General features: G+C 70.5%; 13 protein-coding genes. All 13 read left to right on the forward strand.

Going from position 1 to position 14,303, the window contains the following annotated elements; all coding sequences use genetic code 11:
* Nucleotides 1–22: 22 nt before the first annotated feature.
* Entirely contained in the window at nucleotides 23–1,807 is a 1,785-nt protein-coding gene (locus V6R91_RS15830) for a peptidoglycan D,D-transpeptidase FtsI family protein (RefSeq protein WP_336396051.1), read from the forward strand.
* Nucleotides 1,808–1,841: 34 nt separating this feature from the next.
* Complete coding sequence (locus tag V6R91_RS15835) at nucleotides 1,842–3,266, forward strand: UDP-N-acetylmuramoyl-tripeptide--D-alanyl-D-alanine ligase (protein ID WP_336396052.1); 1,425 nt, start codon at nucleotides 1,842–1,844, stop codon at nucleotides 3,264–3,266.
* Nucleotides 3,263–4,372 (forward strand): phospho-N-acetylmuramoyl-pentapeptide-transferase, encoded by a 1,110-nt coding sequence (gene mraY, locus V6R91_RS15840; protein ID WP_067244259.1) that lies wholly within the window; start codon nucleotides 3,263–3,265, stop codon nucleotides 4,370–4,372. The genes V6R91_RS15835 and mraY overlap by 4 nt, the downstream gene beginning before the upstream one ends.
* Entirely contained in the window at nucleotides 4,369–5,916 is a 1,548-nt protein-coding gene (gene murD / locus V6R91_RS15845) for a UDP-N-acetylmuramoyl-L-alanine--D-glutamate ligase (RefSeq protein WP_336396053.1), read from the forward strand. Before mraY ends, murD begins: the two co-directional genes overlap by 4 nt.
* Nucleotides 5,870–7,138, forward strand: coding sequence for a putative lipid II flippase FtsW (gene ftsW, locus V6R91_RS15850; protein ID WP_378819510.1), 1,269 nt, complete (start codon nucleotides 5,870–5,872; stop codon nucleotides 7,136–7,138). Before murD ends, ftsW begins: the two co-directional genes overlap by 47 nt.
* Entirely contained in the window at nucleotides 7,135–8,208 is a 1,074-nt protein-coding gene (locus V6R91_RS15855) for a UDP-N-acetylglucosamine--N-acetylmuramyl-(pentapeptide) pyrophosphoryl-undecaprenol N-acetylglucosamine transferase (protein ID WP_336396054.1), read from the forward strand. Before ftsW ends, V6R91_RS15855 begins: the two co-directional genes overlap by 4 nt.
* Nucleotides 8,209–8,307: 99 nt before the next feature.
* Nucleotides 8,308–9,705 (forward strand): UDP-N-acetylmuramate--L-alanine ligase, encoded by a 1,398-nt coding sequence (murC, locus tag V6R91_RS15860; protein WP_336396055.1) that lies wholly within the window; start codon nucleotides 8,308–8,310, stop codon nucleotides 9,703–9,705.
* Nucleotides 9,706–9,804: 99 nt separating this feature from the next.
* Nucleotides 9,805–10,698 (forward strand): FtsQ-type POTRA domain-containing protein, encoded by an 894-nt coding sequence (locus V6R91_RS15865; RefSeq protein ID WP_336396056.1) that lies wholly within the window; start codon nucleotides 9,805–9,807, stop codon nucleotides 10,696–10,698.
* Between the two features lie 200 nt (nucleotides 10,699–10,898).
* Entirely contained in the window at nucleotides 10,899–12,068 is a 1,170-nt protein-coding gene (ftsZ, locus tag V6R91_RS15870) for a cell division protein FtsZ (protein ID WP_219084548.1), read from the forward strand.
* Complete coding sequence (locus V6R91_RS15875) at nucleotides 12,065–12,745, forward strand: YggS family pyridoxal phosphate-dependent enzyme (RefSeq protein ID WP_336396057.1); 681 nt, start codon at nucleotides 12,065–12,067, stop codon at nucleotides 12,743–12,745. The genes ftsZ and V6R91_RS15875 overlap by 4 nt, the downstream gene beginning before the upstream one ends.
* 42 nt (nucleotides 12,746–12,787) lie before the next feature.
* A complete protein-coding gene (locus V6R91_RS15880) occupies nucleotides 12,788–13,282 on the forward strand; it encodes a cell division protein SepF (protein WP_067244239.1) in 495 nt (164 codons plus the stop codon).
* A 3-nt stretch (nucleotides 13,283–13,285) separates the two neighbouring features.
* Entirely contained in the window at nucleotides 13,286–13,588 is a 303-nt protein-coding gene (locus V6R91_RS15885; RefSeq protein WP_067244236.1) for a YggT family protein, read from the forward strand.
* Between the two features lie 125 nt (nucleotides 13,589–13,713).
* Nucleotides 13,714–14,298: a DivIVA domain-containing protein gene (locus V6R91_RS15890; RefSeq protein ID WP_067244234.1), complete on the forward strand. Its 585-nt coding sequence runs from the start codon at nucleotides 13,714–13,716 to the stop codon at nucleotides 14,296–14,298.
* Nucleotides 14,299–14,303 lie beyond the last annotated feature (5 nt).

Here is a 14,303-nt window from a genome sequence, read left to right on the forward strand (position 1 = left end):
AAGACGACCGGACGGAGACCCGATGACGACGCGCGCGACCCGCAGCCCTCGCCGACGGACGGTGGTCGCCCTGGCGGTGATCCTCGCGGTGGTGGTCGGCTTCGTCGTCCGGCTCGTCGACATCCAGGTCGTCAACGCCGCCGCCCACGTCGAGGACTCGATCGAGACGGGCAACCTCGGACTGACCCAGCCGATCGACGGCGTCCGTGGATCCATCGTCGACGCCAACGGATCGGTCCTGGCGCAGAGCGTGCTCGTCTACGACGTCGAGCTCAACCCGAAGACGATCATGACGCTGGAGCAGGACGAGGAGAACCCCCCGAAACTGCCCTGGGCGGAGGCCTCGGAGAAGATCGCCGCGATCATCGGCGAGTCCGCGGAGGAGGTGCGCGGCGTCGTCTCCGACGCCCTTGCGGAGAATCCCGACAACCAGTACGCGCTGCTGAAGCGGGGAGCGACCACCGACCAGTTCCTCAAGCTGCGCGAGCTGAAGCTCCCGTACCTCTTCTCCCCGCCGCGTGACGTGCGGCAGTATCCCAACGGCGCGGTCGCGGGGAACCTCGTCGGCTTCGTGACGGGGGACGGGGAGACGAAGACCGGCATGGAGGAGCTCCAGGACTCCTGTCTCGCGGCCACGCCCGGCGAGGAGACGTACCTGCGCGGAGAGGACGGGGTGATCATCCCCGGCAGTCACCGCGAGAAGCCGGCCGTCGACGGCGGCACCGTGAAGCTGACGATCGACAGCGAGCTGCAGTGGTATCTGCAGCAGATGATCGCCGAGGAGACGCAGAGCAAGGGAGCGCAGACCGGTTCGGTCACCGTCGTGGAGGTCGCCACCGGGAAGATCCGGGCCGCTGCGGAGTACCCCTCGGTCGATCCCAACGACCCGGGCGCGTCCGATCCCGAGGACCGCGGCAACCGCATCTTCACGACCACCTTCGAACCGGGATCCACCTTCAAGGCGATCACCGCCGCGTCAGTCATGGAGCATGCCGGGGCGACCTGGGAGACGAGCGTCGTCGCCGGCAGCCACGAGGAGTTCCCGAACGGCGCGGTCGTCAACGACGCGGTCGGGCACGACACGTACGAGTACACGCTCGCCGGCGCGCTCATCGACTCCTCCAACGTGGCCATGTCCAAGTACGGGGACATGGTCACGGATCAGCAACGATATGACGACTTCCGGAAGTTCGGAGTGGGCTCCGAGACGGCCGTCGGATTCCCCGGCGAAGAGCCCGGACTTCTCCACCCCGTGTCCGACTGGGACAACCAGTCGCACTACACGACGACCTTCGGCCAGTACTTCACCGTGACCGCCCCGCAGGTGGCGAGCGCCTACCAGGCCATCGCCAACAAGGGCGTCAAGGTGCCGCTGTCGCTCGTCGAGTCCTGCACCTCCTCCGACGGTGAGGACAAGGCGGTCACCGCCCCCAAGCCCGAGCGCGTGCTGCCCGAGGCGACGGCCGCGGAGCTGTCGCGGATGATCGAGAACGTCGCCGTGCAGGGCGGCCTGGCGGACGACATCGCGGTGCCCGGCTACCGCATCGCGGCCAAGACCGGGACCGCGGAGAAGCCCGGGGAGAACGGCGCCTACAAGGCGGGCATCTACTTCACCAGCATGGTCGGTTACGCCCCCGTGGACGACCCGCAGTACGTGGTCATCGTCACCCTCGACGAGCCCACTACGGTAACCTCGTCTGCGGCCACGGCTTCTGCGTTCCAGAAGGCGATGACGCAGGTTCTGAAGACGTTCCGTGTGCTCCCCTCGTCCGTCCCCATGGACGAGCTGCTTCCCAAGTACAAGTGATCGGCGCTCCGCGCGCCCGGAGGATCCCGACGTCATGATCGCCCTGTCCCTCGGTGAGATCGCCGCCCTCGTCGGCGGCGAGCTGCATCCCGCGGCCGACGCGACCCCGGAGACCGTCGTCTCCGGCGCGGTCGACACGGACTCGCGACAGATCGTCGAGGGCGGGATCTTCGTCGCCAAGCCCGGCGAGGTGACCGACGGGCACCGGTTCGTCGGCGCGGCGCGCGAGCGCGGCGCCGTGCTGGCCCTCGTCGAGCGGCGGGTCGACGAGCCGATCTCCCAGATCGTCGTTCCCGACGTCGTCGACGCGATCGCGGAGCTGGCGCGGGCCGTCGTCGCCAGGGTCCGTGCGGCGGGAGACCTCCGCATCGTGGGCGTCACCGGCTCGAACGGCAAGACCACGACCAAGAACTTCCTCGCGCGGATCCTCTCCGAAGAGGGCGAGACCGTCGCGCCTGTCGCCTCGTTCAACAACGAGGTCGGCGCTCCGCTCACGATGCTTCGGGTGACGCCCACGACCCGGTTCCTCGTCTGCGAGTTCGGCGCCAGCGCGCCCGGGGAGATCGCGCGTCTGGCGGGCCTGGTCGAGCCGGACGTCGTCATCGTGCTCATGGTCGGCCTCGCTCACGCCGGCGGGTTCGGCGGGATCGAGGAGACGGCGCGCGCGAAGGCCGAGCTGGTCGCCGCCGCGCGCCGCGGGGGGACCGCCGTCCTCAACATGGACGACCCTCGCGTGTCCGTGATGCGCGGCGCCGCCCGGGATCGCGGGCTGACGGTCCGCGGCTTCGGCGCGGGGCCGGGCGCCGACGTGCGCGCGGTCGACGTGGACGTCGATGCGAGCGGGACGACGTGCACCGTCGTCCTCGCCGGCGATGACGGCGAACAGCGCCTTCCGCTGCGCCTGCAGGTCCTCGGCGCCCACCACGTCGGCAACGCCCTCGCCGCGATCACCGCCACTGCCGCGCTCGGGGTGGCCCCGGGCGACGCGGTCCGCCGTCTCGAGACGGTCGAGATCGCCGAGCGGTGGCGGATGCAGCCGATGGGCAATGACGAGGTCCGCATCATCAACGACGCGTACAACGCCAGCCCGGACTCCATGGCCGCCGCCCTGCGCACACTGGCGCAGATCACGCGGCCGGGGGAGCGCACCGTCGCGGTCCTCGGCGCCATGAGCGAGCTGGGGGAGGCCGCCGGCGACGAGCACGACCGCATCGGCCTGCTCGCCGTGCGTCTGAACATCCAGCGCATCGTCGTCGTCGGCGCCGATGCCCGCAGGCTGTATCTCGCCGCGGTCGGCGAGGGGTCGTGGGACGGGGAGGCCGTGCACCTGCCGGATGCGGACGCCGCGTATGACTACCTCCGTGAGGAGCTGCGCCCCGGCGACCGCGTCCTGGTCAAGTCGTCCAACTCCGCCGGGCTCCGGTTCCTCGGCGACCGTCTGGGAGAATCGTTCTCGTGAGGTCCCTGCTTACCGCGGCGGCAATTTCGCTCGCCTTCACCCTCTTCCTGACGCCGGTCTTCCTCCGGCTGTTCCGGAAGTGGGGCTGGGCGCAGGTGATCCGCACCCCCGAGGCGATCGAGAACCCCAGCCACCACGCCAAGCGCGGCACGACCACGATGGGCGGCACGATCTTCATCGTCGGCACGATCGTCGGCTACACGATCGGCACGCTCACCGGCGGCAGCTCTCCGACCGCGTCGGGATGGCTCGTGATCTGGATGATGGTGGGCTTCGGGATCGTGGGCTTCATCGACGACTTCATGAAGGTCCGCAGTCAGCGCAGCGCCGGCCTCTCCGGATGGCGCAAGATCATCGGTCAGATCCTCGTCGTGATCCCCTTCGGCATCGTCGCGCTCACCACGACCAACCAGTGGGGCAACACCCCCGCGAGCGGCTTCATCTCGCTCTTCCGGGACATCCCCGTCCTCTGGCTCTTCGCGCTCGGGCCGATCGTCGGCTGGGCGCTCTACCTCATCTGGCTGTCGCTGATCGGGATCGCCGCCTCGAACGGGGCGAACCTCACCGACGGGCTCGACGGGCTGGCCGCCGGCGCCGGGGTCTTCGTGATCGGCGCCTACAGCCTGATCTCGTTCTGGCAGTTCAAGCAGTCCTGTGTGGCCCCGGCGCTGGAGTCCTCGGTCCAGGGCGGCTGCTACGACGTGGCCAACCCGTTCGACCTCGCGGTGATCTCGGCCTCCTTCGTCGGAGCGCTCGTGGGCTTCCTCTGGTGGAACGCGCCGAAGGCGAAGGTGTTCATGGGCGACGTCGGATCCATGGCGATCGGCGGCGTCATCGCCGCGATGGCGATCCTCACCCGCACCGAGCTGCTGCTCGTCCTCCTTGCGGGCGTCTTCGTGATCGCCCCGGGCTCGGTGATCGTCCAGCTCACCTACTTCAAGCTCACCCGCGGCAAGCGACTGTTCCTGCAGAGCCCGTTCCACCACCATCTCGAGATGCGAGGTTGGCCCGAGAGCACGATCGTCGTGCGGATGTGGATCATCGCCGGGCTCCTCGCGGTGTCGGCCGTCGGCCTCTTCTACGTCGAGTGGCTCACCCGGTCATGACCCGCGACCTCGACGCGCTGACGAGCTGGCACGCGGACTGGAAGGGCCTGCGCGTGGCCGTGCTCGGCCTGTCGGTCACCGGCTTCTCGGCCGCGGACACGCTCACCGAGCTCGGCGCGGAGGTGCTCGTGCTCTCCGAGTCGGCCTCCGACGACTATCGCCGCCTGGTCCCCGTCATCGGCGCGGGCCTGCACCTCGGACCGCTGAACGAGGTGCCCGAGGCTCTCGCGGCGTTCGCCCCCGAGGTCGTGATCGCATCCCCGGGCTTCGCGCCGTCCCATCCCGTCATCCGCTGGGTCCGGGACAACGGGATCGCGCTGTGGGGGGACGTCGAGCTGGCCTGGCGCGTGCGGGACAAGGTGCTCCGTGCCGACGGCACGCCGGCGGAGTGGACGCTGATCACCGGGACGAACGGCAAGACGACGACCACCCGGCTCGCGGCCTCGATGCTCGTGGAGGGCGGGCTGCGCGCGGCCCCCTGCGGGAACATCGGCGTCCCCGTGCTGGACGCCGTCCGCGACCCCGAGGGGTTCGACGTCCTCGTCGTCGAGCTGTCCAGCCACCAGCTCTGGTACCTCGGCCTCAGTGCACCCGCGGGGCAGATCGTGCCGCGGTCCTCGGTCTGCCTGAACCTGGCCGATGACCACCTCGTGTGGCACGGCAGTGCTGCCGCCTATCGGGACGCGAAGGCCGTCGTCTACCGCAACACGACCACGGCCTGCGTCTACAACAAGGCGGACGAGGCGACGCGCCGCATGGTCGAGGAGGCGGACGTCGTCGAGGGCGCCCGCGCGATCGGCTTCGATCTCGGCATCCCCGGCCCCAGCGATCTCGGCATCGTCGAGGGAATCCTCGTCGATCGTGCGTTCCTGGAGGAGCGCCGGAGCAGTGCCCTGGAGCTCACGACGGTCGCCGCCCTCGCCGAGCGCGGTCTCTCCGCCCCGCACATCGTGCAGAACATCCTCGCGGCCGCGGCCATCGCGCGTTCCTTCGGCGCCGCGCCGGAGGCCGTCCGGGACGCCCTGGAGGCTTTCCGGCTCGACCCGCATCGCATCGAGGTCGTGGCACGTTCGGGCGGTGTCACCTGGATCGACGACTCGAAGGCGACCAACCCGCACGCGGCGCAGTCCTCGCTCCGTGCCTTCCCCGGGGCGATCTGGGTCGTCGGCGGCGATCTGAAGGGCGTCGACCTCTCCGAGCTCGTCGCCGGAGCGGGGGCGACCGCACGCGCCGCGATCGTGATCGGCGCGGACCGCGGCGAGGTGCTCGCGGTGTTCGAGCGACACGCGCCGGCGGTCCCGGTGATCGAGGTCGTCCCCGGCGAGACTGAAGGGGTCATGAACCGCGTCGTGGAACTGGCGGCCGGGATCGCGCATGACGGCGACACCGTGCTCCTCGCACCCGCCGCGGCATCCTTCGACCAGTTCGACAGCTACGCGGATCGAGGCCACCGCTTCGCCGAGGCGGTGCGGGAGTGGATCAGCCGGGGGAGCGCGCATGACGCAGATGACTCGCCCCGCGATGACGCCCCGCGGGGCGGCTGACGGCGGCGGGCGCGGGCTGGCCGCTCGCGTCTCCCTGGGCCGCATCTTCACCCCGGTGTCGTCCGAGTTCGTGCTCATCGCCTCCACAGCGCTGCTGCTGACCGCGTTCGGGCTGGTGATGGTCCTGTCCGCCACCAGCGCGACCGCGGTGGACCGGGGGGAGGGGCCCTACGACGTCGTCCTGAAGCAGGGCGTCTTCGCGCTCGTCGGCGTCCCGTTGATGTTCCTGCTCAGTCGCCTTCCCGTGGAGTTCTGGAAGCGGATCGCCTGGCCCGCGCTGATCCTGACGACGCTTCTGCAGCTCCTCGTGTTCGTGCCCGGTCTCGGCGTGGAGAACGACGGGAACCGGAACTGGATCCTCGTCGCGGGACAGAACATCCAGCCCTCGGAGTTCCTGAAGCTGTCGCTGGCGCTGTGGGCAGGACTGATCCTCTATCGCAAGCAGAGGCTGCTGCGGCTGTGGAAACACGTCTTCATCCCGCTGATCCCGGTGTCCGCGCTCGTGATCGGGACGGTCATGGGCGGGCACGATCTCGGCACGGCCATGATCCTGTTCCTCGTCCTGCTCGGGGCGCTGTTCTTCTCCGGCGTGCGTCTGCGGATCTTCCTGCTGCCTTTGCTGCTGTCGCTGGTCGCGGTGGCCGTGCTCGCCCTCACGAGCAAGCGCCGGATGAGCCAGATCATGAGCCTGTTCAACCCCGACACGATCGACTGTTACTACACGGACTGCTATCAGCAGCTGCACGCCGTCTGGGGGATGGCGAACGGGGGGATCTTCGGTCTCGGGCTGGGCAACTCGCAGGAGAAGTACGGGTGGCTCCCCGCGGCGTCGAACGACTACATCTTCGCCATCGTCGGTGAGGAGCTGGGGCTGATCGGCTGCGCGATCGTGCTGGGCCTGTTCGCGATGTTCGCGGTCGGGGTCTTCCACATCATCCGAAAGACGGCCGATCCGTTCGTGCGCATCGTCTCCGGCGGCATCGTCGTGTGGGTGATCGGGCAGGCCCTCATCAACATCGGCGTCGTACTGCGGATCTTCCCGGTCCTGGGCGTCCCGCTGCCGTTCATGTCGCAAGGAGGTACCTCGCTCGTGTCGGTGCTGATCGCCTGCGGTGTGCTGCTCTCCTTCGCCCGGTCGCTGCCGGCGGGGGCGACGGCCGGCGCCCTTCGCGGGCCGGCGCTCCGGGAGGGGCCGGCAAACCGGGGTAGGGTCGCTCGGTGACCACCTATCTTCTGGCCGGCGGCGGCACCGCCGGCCATGTGAACCCGCTGCTCGCCGTCGCGGACGGGCTCCTCGCCCGCGACCCCGACGCCTCGGTCCTCGTACTCGGCACCAAGGAGGGACTGGAGGCGCGCCTGGTGCCCCAGCGAGGCTACGAGCTGCTGACGGTCGACAAGGTGCCGTTCCCGCGGCGGCCGAACGGCGCGGCTCTCGCCTTCCCCGTGCGATTCCCCCGGGCCGTTCGCCAGGTGCGCGACCACCTGACGGGCCGTGGGGTGGACGTCCTGGTCGGGTTCGGCGGATATGCGTCGGCCCCGGCCTATGTCGCGGCGCGCCGCGAGGGGGTCCCGTCCGTGGTGCACGAGGCGAACGCGCGCCCGGGGCTGGCGAACGTCCTCGGCGCGCGCTCCGCGGCCGGAGTGGGGGTCGCGTTCGAGGGCACGCCGTTGCGCGGCTCGACCGTGGTCGGGATGCCGCTGCGGCGCGAGGTCGTCGAGCTCGACCGTTCCGCGCGGCGGCTCGAGGCGGCGGCGGAGTTCGGTCTCGACCCGGCTCGACCGGTGCTGCTGGTGTTCGGCGGATCCCTCGGCGCGCAGCGGATCAACGAGGCCATCGCCGGGTCGTGGCAGGACATCCTGGCGACCGGATGGCAGCTCCTCCACGTCACCGGAGAGCGGTCGGATCTCGCCGACCCGGGCGCCGCCGGATATACGATGCGCCGCTACGTCGACCGCATGGATCTCGCGTTCGCCCTCGCGGACCTGATCGTGTCGCGCTCCGGCGCGGCGACCGTCAGCGAGGTCAGCGCCCTCGGCATCCCCGCGGTCTACGTCCCCTACGCCGTCGGCAACGGTGAGCAGCGCCTGAACGCCGCCTCCGCGGTGGCGGCAGGAGCGGCCCTCTTGGAGGACGACGCGACGTTCACGCCCGAACGCGTCCGCGCCGTCGTCGTGCCGCTGCTGCAGGACGCCGGTCGCCGTGAGGCCATGGCACGTGCCACGGAGGACGTCGGCTCGCGGCGAGGAACCGAAGACCTCATCGCCCTGATCGATCGCGCGCTCGCGCGCTGACCAAGCACCCTCGGCCGGGCATCTCGAAGGGCACCGGGCATCGCCGGACGGCGCGCCCCGGAGCCCGCTCCGAGCCGGGCGACTTAGGATGAGGGAGCCATGATCAGACCCGACCTCACCCTCCCGATCCCGGACGAGATCCGCTCCGCCCACTTCATCGGCATCGGCGGATCCGGCATGAGCGGGCTCGCTCGGATGTTCCTCGACGCGGGCATCCGCGTCTCCGGTTCGGACCGTGCGGACAGCGCCGCCCTGCGGGCTCTCGCCGAGCGGGGGGCCACCGTCCACGTCGGCCACGACGCCGCGCACTTGGGGGATGCGGACACGGTGGTCCACACCGGCGCGATCTGGCCGGAGAACCCCGAGTACGTGACGGCCAAGCAGCGCGGGCTGCACGTCATCCACCGTTCGCAGGCGCTGTACTGGCTGATCGGCTCCCGACGCCTCGTGTCGGTGGCGGGAGCGCACGGGAAGACCACCTCGACGGGCATGATCGTGACGGCGCTTCAGGCGCTCGGGGAGGACCCGAACTTCGTCAACGGCGGTGTGATCGAGCAGCTCGGCGTCTCCAGCTCCTCCGGTGTGGACGACCTCTTCGTCATCGAGGCCGACGAGTCGGACGGGACCTTCCTCCTCTACGACACGGCGGTCGCGCTCATCACGAACGTGGATCCGGACCACCTCGACCACTTCGGCTCCGACGAGGCGTTTCACGACGCCTTCGTCCGCTTCGGGAACGAGGCCTCCGAGGCCGTCGTGATCTCGAGCGACGACCCCGGTGCGCTGCGGGTCCGTGCGGGGCTCACGCACCCGAACGTCGTGACGTTCGGACAGGCGGATGACGCCGACGTCCGTCTGACGGACATCGCCACCGACGGTCCGGTCGCCGCCACGATCGAGCACGCGGGCGAGAGCGCGCGCATGCGGCTCGCCGTTCCCGGCGTGCACAACGCCGTCAACGCCGCCGGCGCGGTCGCGGTGCTGCTCACACTGGGCCACCGTCTCGCGGAGGCCGTCCACGCGGTGGAGGGGTTCGCCGGCACCGTGCGGCGCCTCGAGCTGCATGGCACGGAGCGAGGGGTGAGCGTGTACGACGACTACTCGCACCACCCGACCGAGGTCCGCGCGGCGCTCGAGGCGATGCGGACGATCTCCGGTCCCGGGCGGATCATCGCGATCCAGCAGCCGCACACGTACTCGCGCACCCAGCACATGTACCGGGAGTTCGCCGAGGTCCTCGAGCGCTTCGCCGACCACACGGTGATGCTCGACGTCTACGGGGCGCGGGAGGACCCGGTGCCCGGGGTGACCGGCGAGCTCGTCAGCGGCGCCTTCGCGGATCCCTCCCACGTGCACTTCGTGGCGGACTGGCAGGAGGCGGCGGACTACACCGCCTCTGTCGCCCGCGAGGGGGACCACGTCATCACGCTCGGCTGCGGGAACGTCTACCAGATCATCCCTCAGGTTCTCGAGGCGCTGCGGCGCACCGGGGCGTGACCGGTGCGGCGGCCCGCCCCGATCCCTCGGCCGGCTGAACCGGTCGAGGCCGCGCCGCCCGCACGGCCCGCGGACGTCGAGCGTCCTCCCTCCGCGGCGATGGCGGAGGATCTGCAGGAGACCGCGCCGATCGCCCCGCTGCTGCCGGGCCTGATCCGTCCGTCGTCGTCCCCGGCGTCCCCGCAGCCCGCGCCCGCGGATCGGGAGGGACCCGGAGAGCCGGGCGTCGCCGACGGCCGGCTGAGCCCACGCGACGTGTGGCGCGCCGCCAAGGCGCGGCGCCGGACGCTGCGGGCCGAGATCCGCCGCTTCACGCAGCGCTCGCGCCGGCGCCGCCTCGCCTGGATCGGAGGGATCCTGGCGGTGCTCGCCATCGTGCTCGGAAGTGCGGCGACCGCGTACAGCCCGCTGTTCGCGCTGGAGAAGATCACCGTGGTGGGCACGCACGCGCTCAACCCCGAGGAGGTGGCGGAGGCGCTCGCGGGACAGAAGGGCACACCGCTGGCGTTGATCAGCTCGAGCGAGGTGAAGGAGGCGCTCGTCGCCTTCCCGCTCATCGAGACCTATCAGCTCGAGGCGAAGCCGCCCCACGAGCTGACGGTGCGCATCGTCGAGCGGACGCCCGTCGGCGTGGTCTCGTCCGAGGCGGGCTTCACGGTCGTCGACGGCGCCGGCATCGCCCTCTCGACCTCCACCGAGCGCCCCCCGGGATTCGCCCTGATCGAGGTCGAGGGCGGAACGGGGTCGAAGCCGTTCACGGCGGCCGGGACGGTCATGCGCGCGCTGCCCGAGGACCTGCGCGGGCAGGTCGAGACGGTGACCGCGACCTCGGTGGACGACGTCACCCTCGCGCTCTCGTCGGGAGCGACCGTCGTGTGGGGGAGCGCGGAGGAGTCCGGGCTGAAGGCGCTGATCCTGAGCAAGCTGATGGCGGCGCAGCCGGAGCGGGCGCTGTACGACGTCTCCTCGCCGGACGCGGCTGTCGTGGGCTGAGTCGGGCAGCCGCCCCGGGCGGGAAGGCCGCCCCGCGGAGGAGTTTCGGCCCGTTAACGCCGACACGCGCGTGTCCTTGCGATCGCAGGGCCCCGGTGCCGCTTACCTTCGATTCGAGAGAACGCAATACCGGGAAATACTTTAACCCTCTCGTTGAGGTTTAAGGTTCCCGACTCAAGGCTCGACAATCGGAGGCCGGGATGAGCCAGAACCAGAACTACCTCGCCGTGATCAAGGTCGTCGGCGTCGGCGGTGGCGGCGTCAACGCCGTCAACCGCATGATCGAGCTCGGGCTGCGCGGTGTCGAGTTCATCGCCGTCAACACCGACGCGCAGGCGCTGCTGATGAGCGACGCGGACGTCAAGCTCGACGTCGGGCGGGAACTGACCCGGGGTCTCGGCGCGGGCGCCGACCCGGAGGTCGGACGCCGGGCGGCCGAGGACCACGCGGAGGAGATCGAGCAGGCGCTCACCGGTGCGGACATGGTCTTCGTGACCGCCGGCGAGGGCGGCGGCACGGGCACCGGCGGCGCGCCGGTCGTCGCGCGGATCGCGAAGTCCATCGGCGCGCTGACGATCGGCGTCGTGACCAAGCCGTTCTCCTTCGAGGGGCGCCGTCGCCAGAGCCAGGCCGAAGCCGGTGTCGCCAAGCTGAAGGAAGAGGTCGACACGCTCATCGTCGTACCGAACGACCGGCTGCTGGAGATCAGCGATCGAGGCATCTCGATGATCGAGGCGTTCGCGACCGCCGACCAGGTGCTGCTCGCCGGTGTTCAGGGCATCACGGACCTCATCACCACCCCCGGCCTCATCAACCTCGACTTCGCCGACGTGAAGTCGGTCATGCAGGGCGCGGGCTCCGCGCTCATGGGCATCGGATCCGCGCGCGGCGCGGACCGGGCGATCAAGGCCGCCGAGCTCGCGGTGGAGTCGCCGCTGCTGGAGGCCTCGATCGAGGGCGCGCACGGCGTGCTGCTGTCGATCCAGGGCGGGTCGAACCTCGGCATCTTCGAGATCCACGACGCGGCGGACCTCGTCAAGGAGGCCGCGCACCCCGAGGCCAACATCATCTTCGGCACGGTCATCGACGACACGCTCGGCGACGAGGTGCGCGTCACGGTGATCGCCGCGGGCTTCGACGGCGGAGAGCCGTCGCTGCGGCTGGACCCGATGGTCGTCTCCCGGCCCGCCGCCCCGGTGCAGGAGATCGGGCTGGCCGACGACGAGTCCGAGACCACGGCGACGGAGTCCGCCGATGCCCCGGCGCCGACCGCTGCGACCCCTGCCTCGCCCGTGCTCCCGGTCGTGGCGACCAGCCTTGAGCCGGCGTTCGCCGACGACGACATCGACATCCCCGAGTTCTTGAAGTGACGCTGGCGGAGCGGCTGTCCGCGATCGACGAGGCGATCGCGGACGCCGCGCGTCGGGCCGGGCGAGACCCCGCGGAGCTCACGCGCATCGTGGTGACCAAATTCCACCCGGCGTCGCTGGTCCGCGAGCTGCACGCTCTCGGCGTGCGCGAGGTGGGGGAGAACCGGCAACAGGAGATCACCGCGAAGACGGGCGAGCTGCAGGACCTCCACGATCTGCGCTGGCATTTCATCGGACAGGCGCAGACCAAGAAGGCGGCGGCGATCCGCCGCGCCGCGCACACCGTGCACTCCGTGGACCGTGAGCGGCTCGCGGACGCCCTCGAGCGAGCGGCGGAGGACGATCGCGCCCTCGACGTGCTGATCCAGGTGAACCTCACGGAGGATCCGTCCCGAGGCGGCGTGAGCCCCGACGGCCTCGAGGCGCTCGCGGAGCATGTGCAGAGCCTGTCGACCCTCACGCTGCGCGGACTGATGGCGGTCGCTCCGCTGGACGAGGAGCCGGCCTCCGCGTTCGCGCGGCTGCACGGATACGCCGCGCGCCTGCGGGCGGTCGCGCCGGACGCGTCCTGGATCTCCGCGGGCATGACCGCAGACTTCGCGGAGGCGATCGCCGCCGGCGCGACACACCTGCGGATCGGCTCCGCAATCACGGGTCCCCGCCCTGCCCAGGGCTAGCCTCGAAGGAAGAACACACCCCACACACTTCCGGAGGACACGATGGGGAACCCGCTGAAGAAGACCATGGTGTACCTGGGCCTCGCCGATGAGGAAGAGGTCTACGAGGAGGAGGCTCAGGCCTCCGCCGCTCCGGTGCGCCGTGAGCGCGACGTCGAGCGCGAGCGTGAGCGTGAGCGCGAGGACCTGAAGCCCGCCGCTCCGGTGACGCCTCTGCGGCGTCCCACGGCCGTGCGCCAGCCGGCCTCCGGCGCGGTCAACGAGATCCTCACCGTGCACCCGAAGCAGTACCGTGACGCCCAGGTGATCGCGGAGAGCTTCCGTGACGGGATCCCCGTGATCATCAACCTCTCGCAGATGAGCGACGCCGACGCGCGCCGGCTCATCGACTTCGCGAGCGGCCTGTCGCTGGGCCTCTACGGGCGCATCGAGCGGGTGACCAGCAAGGTCTTCCTGCTCTCCCCGGAGAGCATCGCGGTGTCGGGTCAGGGTGGGATCGCCGGGGCGGACCCGGACACCGCGCTCGCGCACTCCTGACGCGTGTCACCGATCCCGCTGATCGCGGCCATCCTCAACGGGGTGCTGCTGATCTACTTCATCGTGCTGCTCGCGCGCCTTGTGCTCGAGTACATCCCGATGTTCAACCGCGAGTGGCGTCCCAAGGGCGCAGGGCTCGTCGTCGCCGAGATCGTCTTCACGGTCACCGATCCGCCGATCAAGCTGTTCCGCCGCCTCATTCCTCCGCTGAGGGTCGGACCGGTCGCGATCGACTTCGGATTCGCCCTGACGATGCTCGTCGTGCTCATCCTGATGTCCGTCACGCGTGTGATCGCCCAGTCCTGAACGCGGGGCGACCCCGTCCCGCGCAAACCCGGTCGGGACGACTATGCTTTCCCAGAGGTGCGCGCCCCGGGTACGCGCCAACAGTCCACCTGGCCGCCGAGAACTCATCGAAAGAGGAGCCACCAATGGCATTGACCCCGGATGACGTCGTCACCAAGCAGTTCCAGCACGTCCGTTTCAAGGACGGGTTCGACCCGGACGAGGTGGACGACTTCCTCGACGAGATCGTCATCGAGTGGCGCAAGGCGCTCGAGGAGAACGCCGAGCTGAAGGCCAAGCTGGCCGCGTACGAGTCCGGCGAGAAGGCGCCGGCCGCCGCCGAGACGCCCGCGCCGGCCCCCGTCGCCGCTCCGGCGCCCACCCCCGAGCCGTCCTCGGGTGCGGCCCCGGCGGGCATCATCGAGCTGGCCCAGCGTCTGCACGACGAGCACGTCGCCGAGGGCAAGTCCCAGCGCGACCAGCTCATCGCGGACGCCAAGGCGCAGGCGGCGAAGATCCTCGCCGACGCCGAGGCGCAGCAGCGCGAGCAGACCGCTCGTCTCGAGCGCGAGCGCAACGTGCTGGAGAGCCGGATCACCGAGCTGCACGACTTCGAGCGCTCCTACCGCTCGCAGCTGCGCAGCTACATCGAGAACCAGCTCCGCGACCTCGACTCCCAGTCGGGTCCCTCGGGCTCCTCGGACAGCCCGGTCTCGCAGGCCGGTCGCTAGGTCGG

The organism is Microbacterium sp. CCNWLW41 (genome assembly GCF_037083505.1).

Excerpts from the sequence above, each read along its gene's own strand:
- V6R91_RS15830 (WP_336396051.1), top strand. The coding sequence starts at position 23 with ATGACGACGCGCGCGACCCGCAGCCCTCGCCGACGGACGGTGGTCGCC.
- V6R91_RS15835 (WP_336396052.1), top strand. The coding sequence starts at position 1,842 with ATGATCGCCCTGTCCCTCGGTGAGATCGCCGCCCTCGTCGGCGGCGAG.
- murD (WP_336396053.1), top strand. The coding sequence starts at position 4,369 with ATGACCCGCGACCTCGACGCGCTGACGAGCTGGCACGCGGACTGGAAG.
- ftsW (WP_378819510.1), top strand. The coding sequence starts at position 5,870 with ATGACGCAGATGACTCGCCCCGCGATGACGCCCCGCGGGGCGGCTGAC.
- murC (WP_336396055.1), top strand. The coding sequence starts at position 8,308 with ATGATCAGACCCGACCTCACCCTCCCGATCCCGGACGAGATCCGCTCC.
- V6R91_RS15865 (WP_336396056.1), top strand. The coding sequence starts at position 9,805 with ATGGCGGAGGATCTGCAGGAGACCGCGCCGATCGCCCCGCTGCTGCCG.
- ftsZ (WP_219084548.1), top strand. The coding sequence starts at position 10,899 with ATGAGCCAGAACCAGAACTACCTCGCCGTGATCAAGGTCGTCGGCGTC.
- V6R91_RS15880 (WP_067244239.1), top strand. The coding sequence starts at position 12,788 with ATGGGGAACCCGCTGAAGAAGACCATGGTGTACCTGGGCCTCGCCGAT.
- V6R91_RS15890 (WP_067244234.1), top strand. The coding sequence starts at position 13,714 with ATGGCATTGACCCCGGATGACGTCGTCACCAAGCAGTTCCAGCACGTC.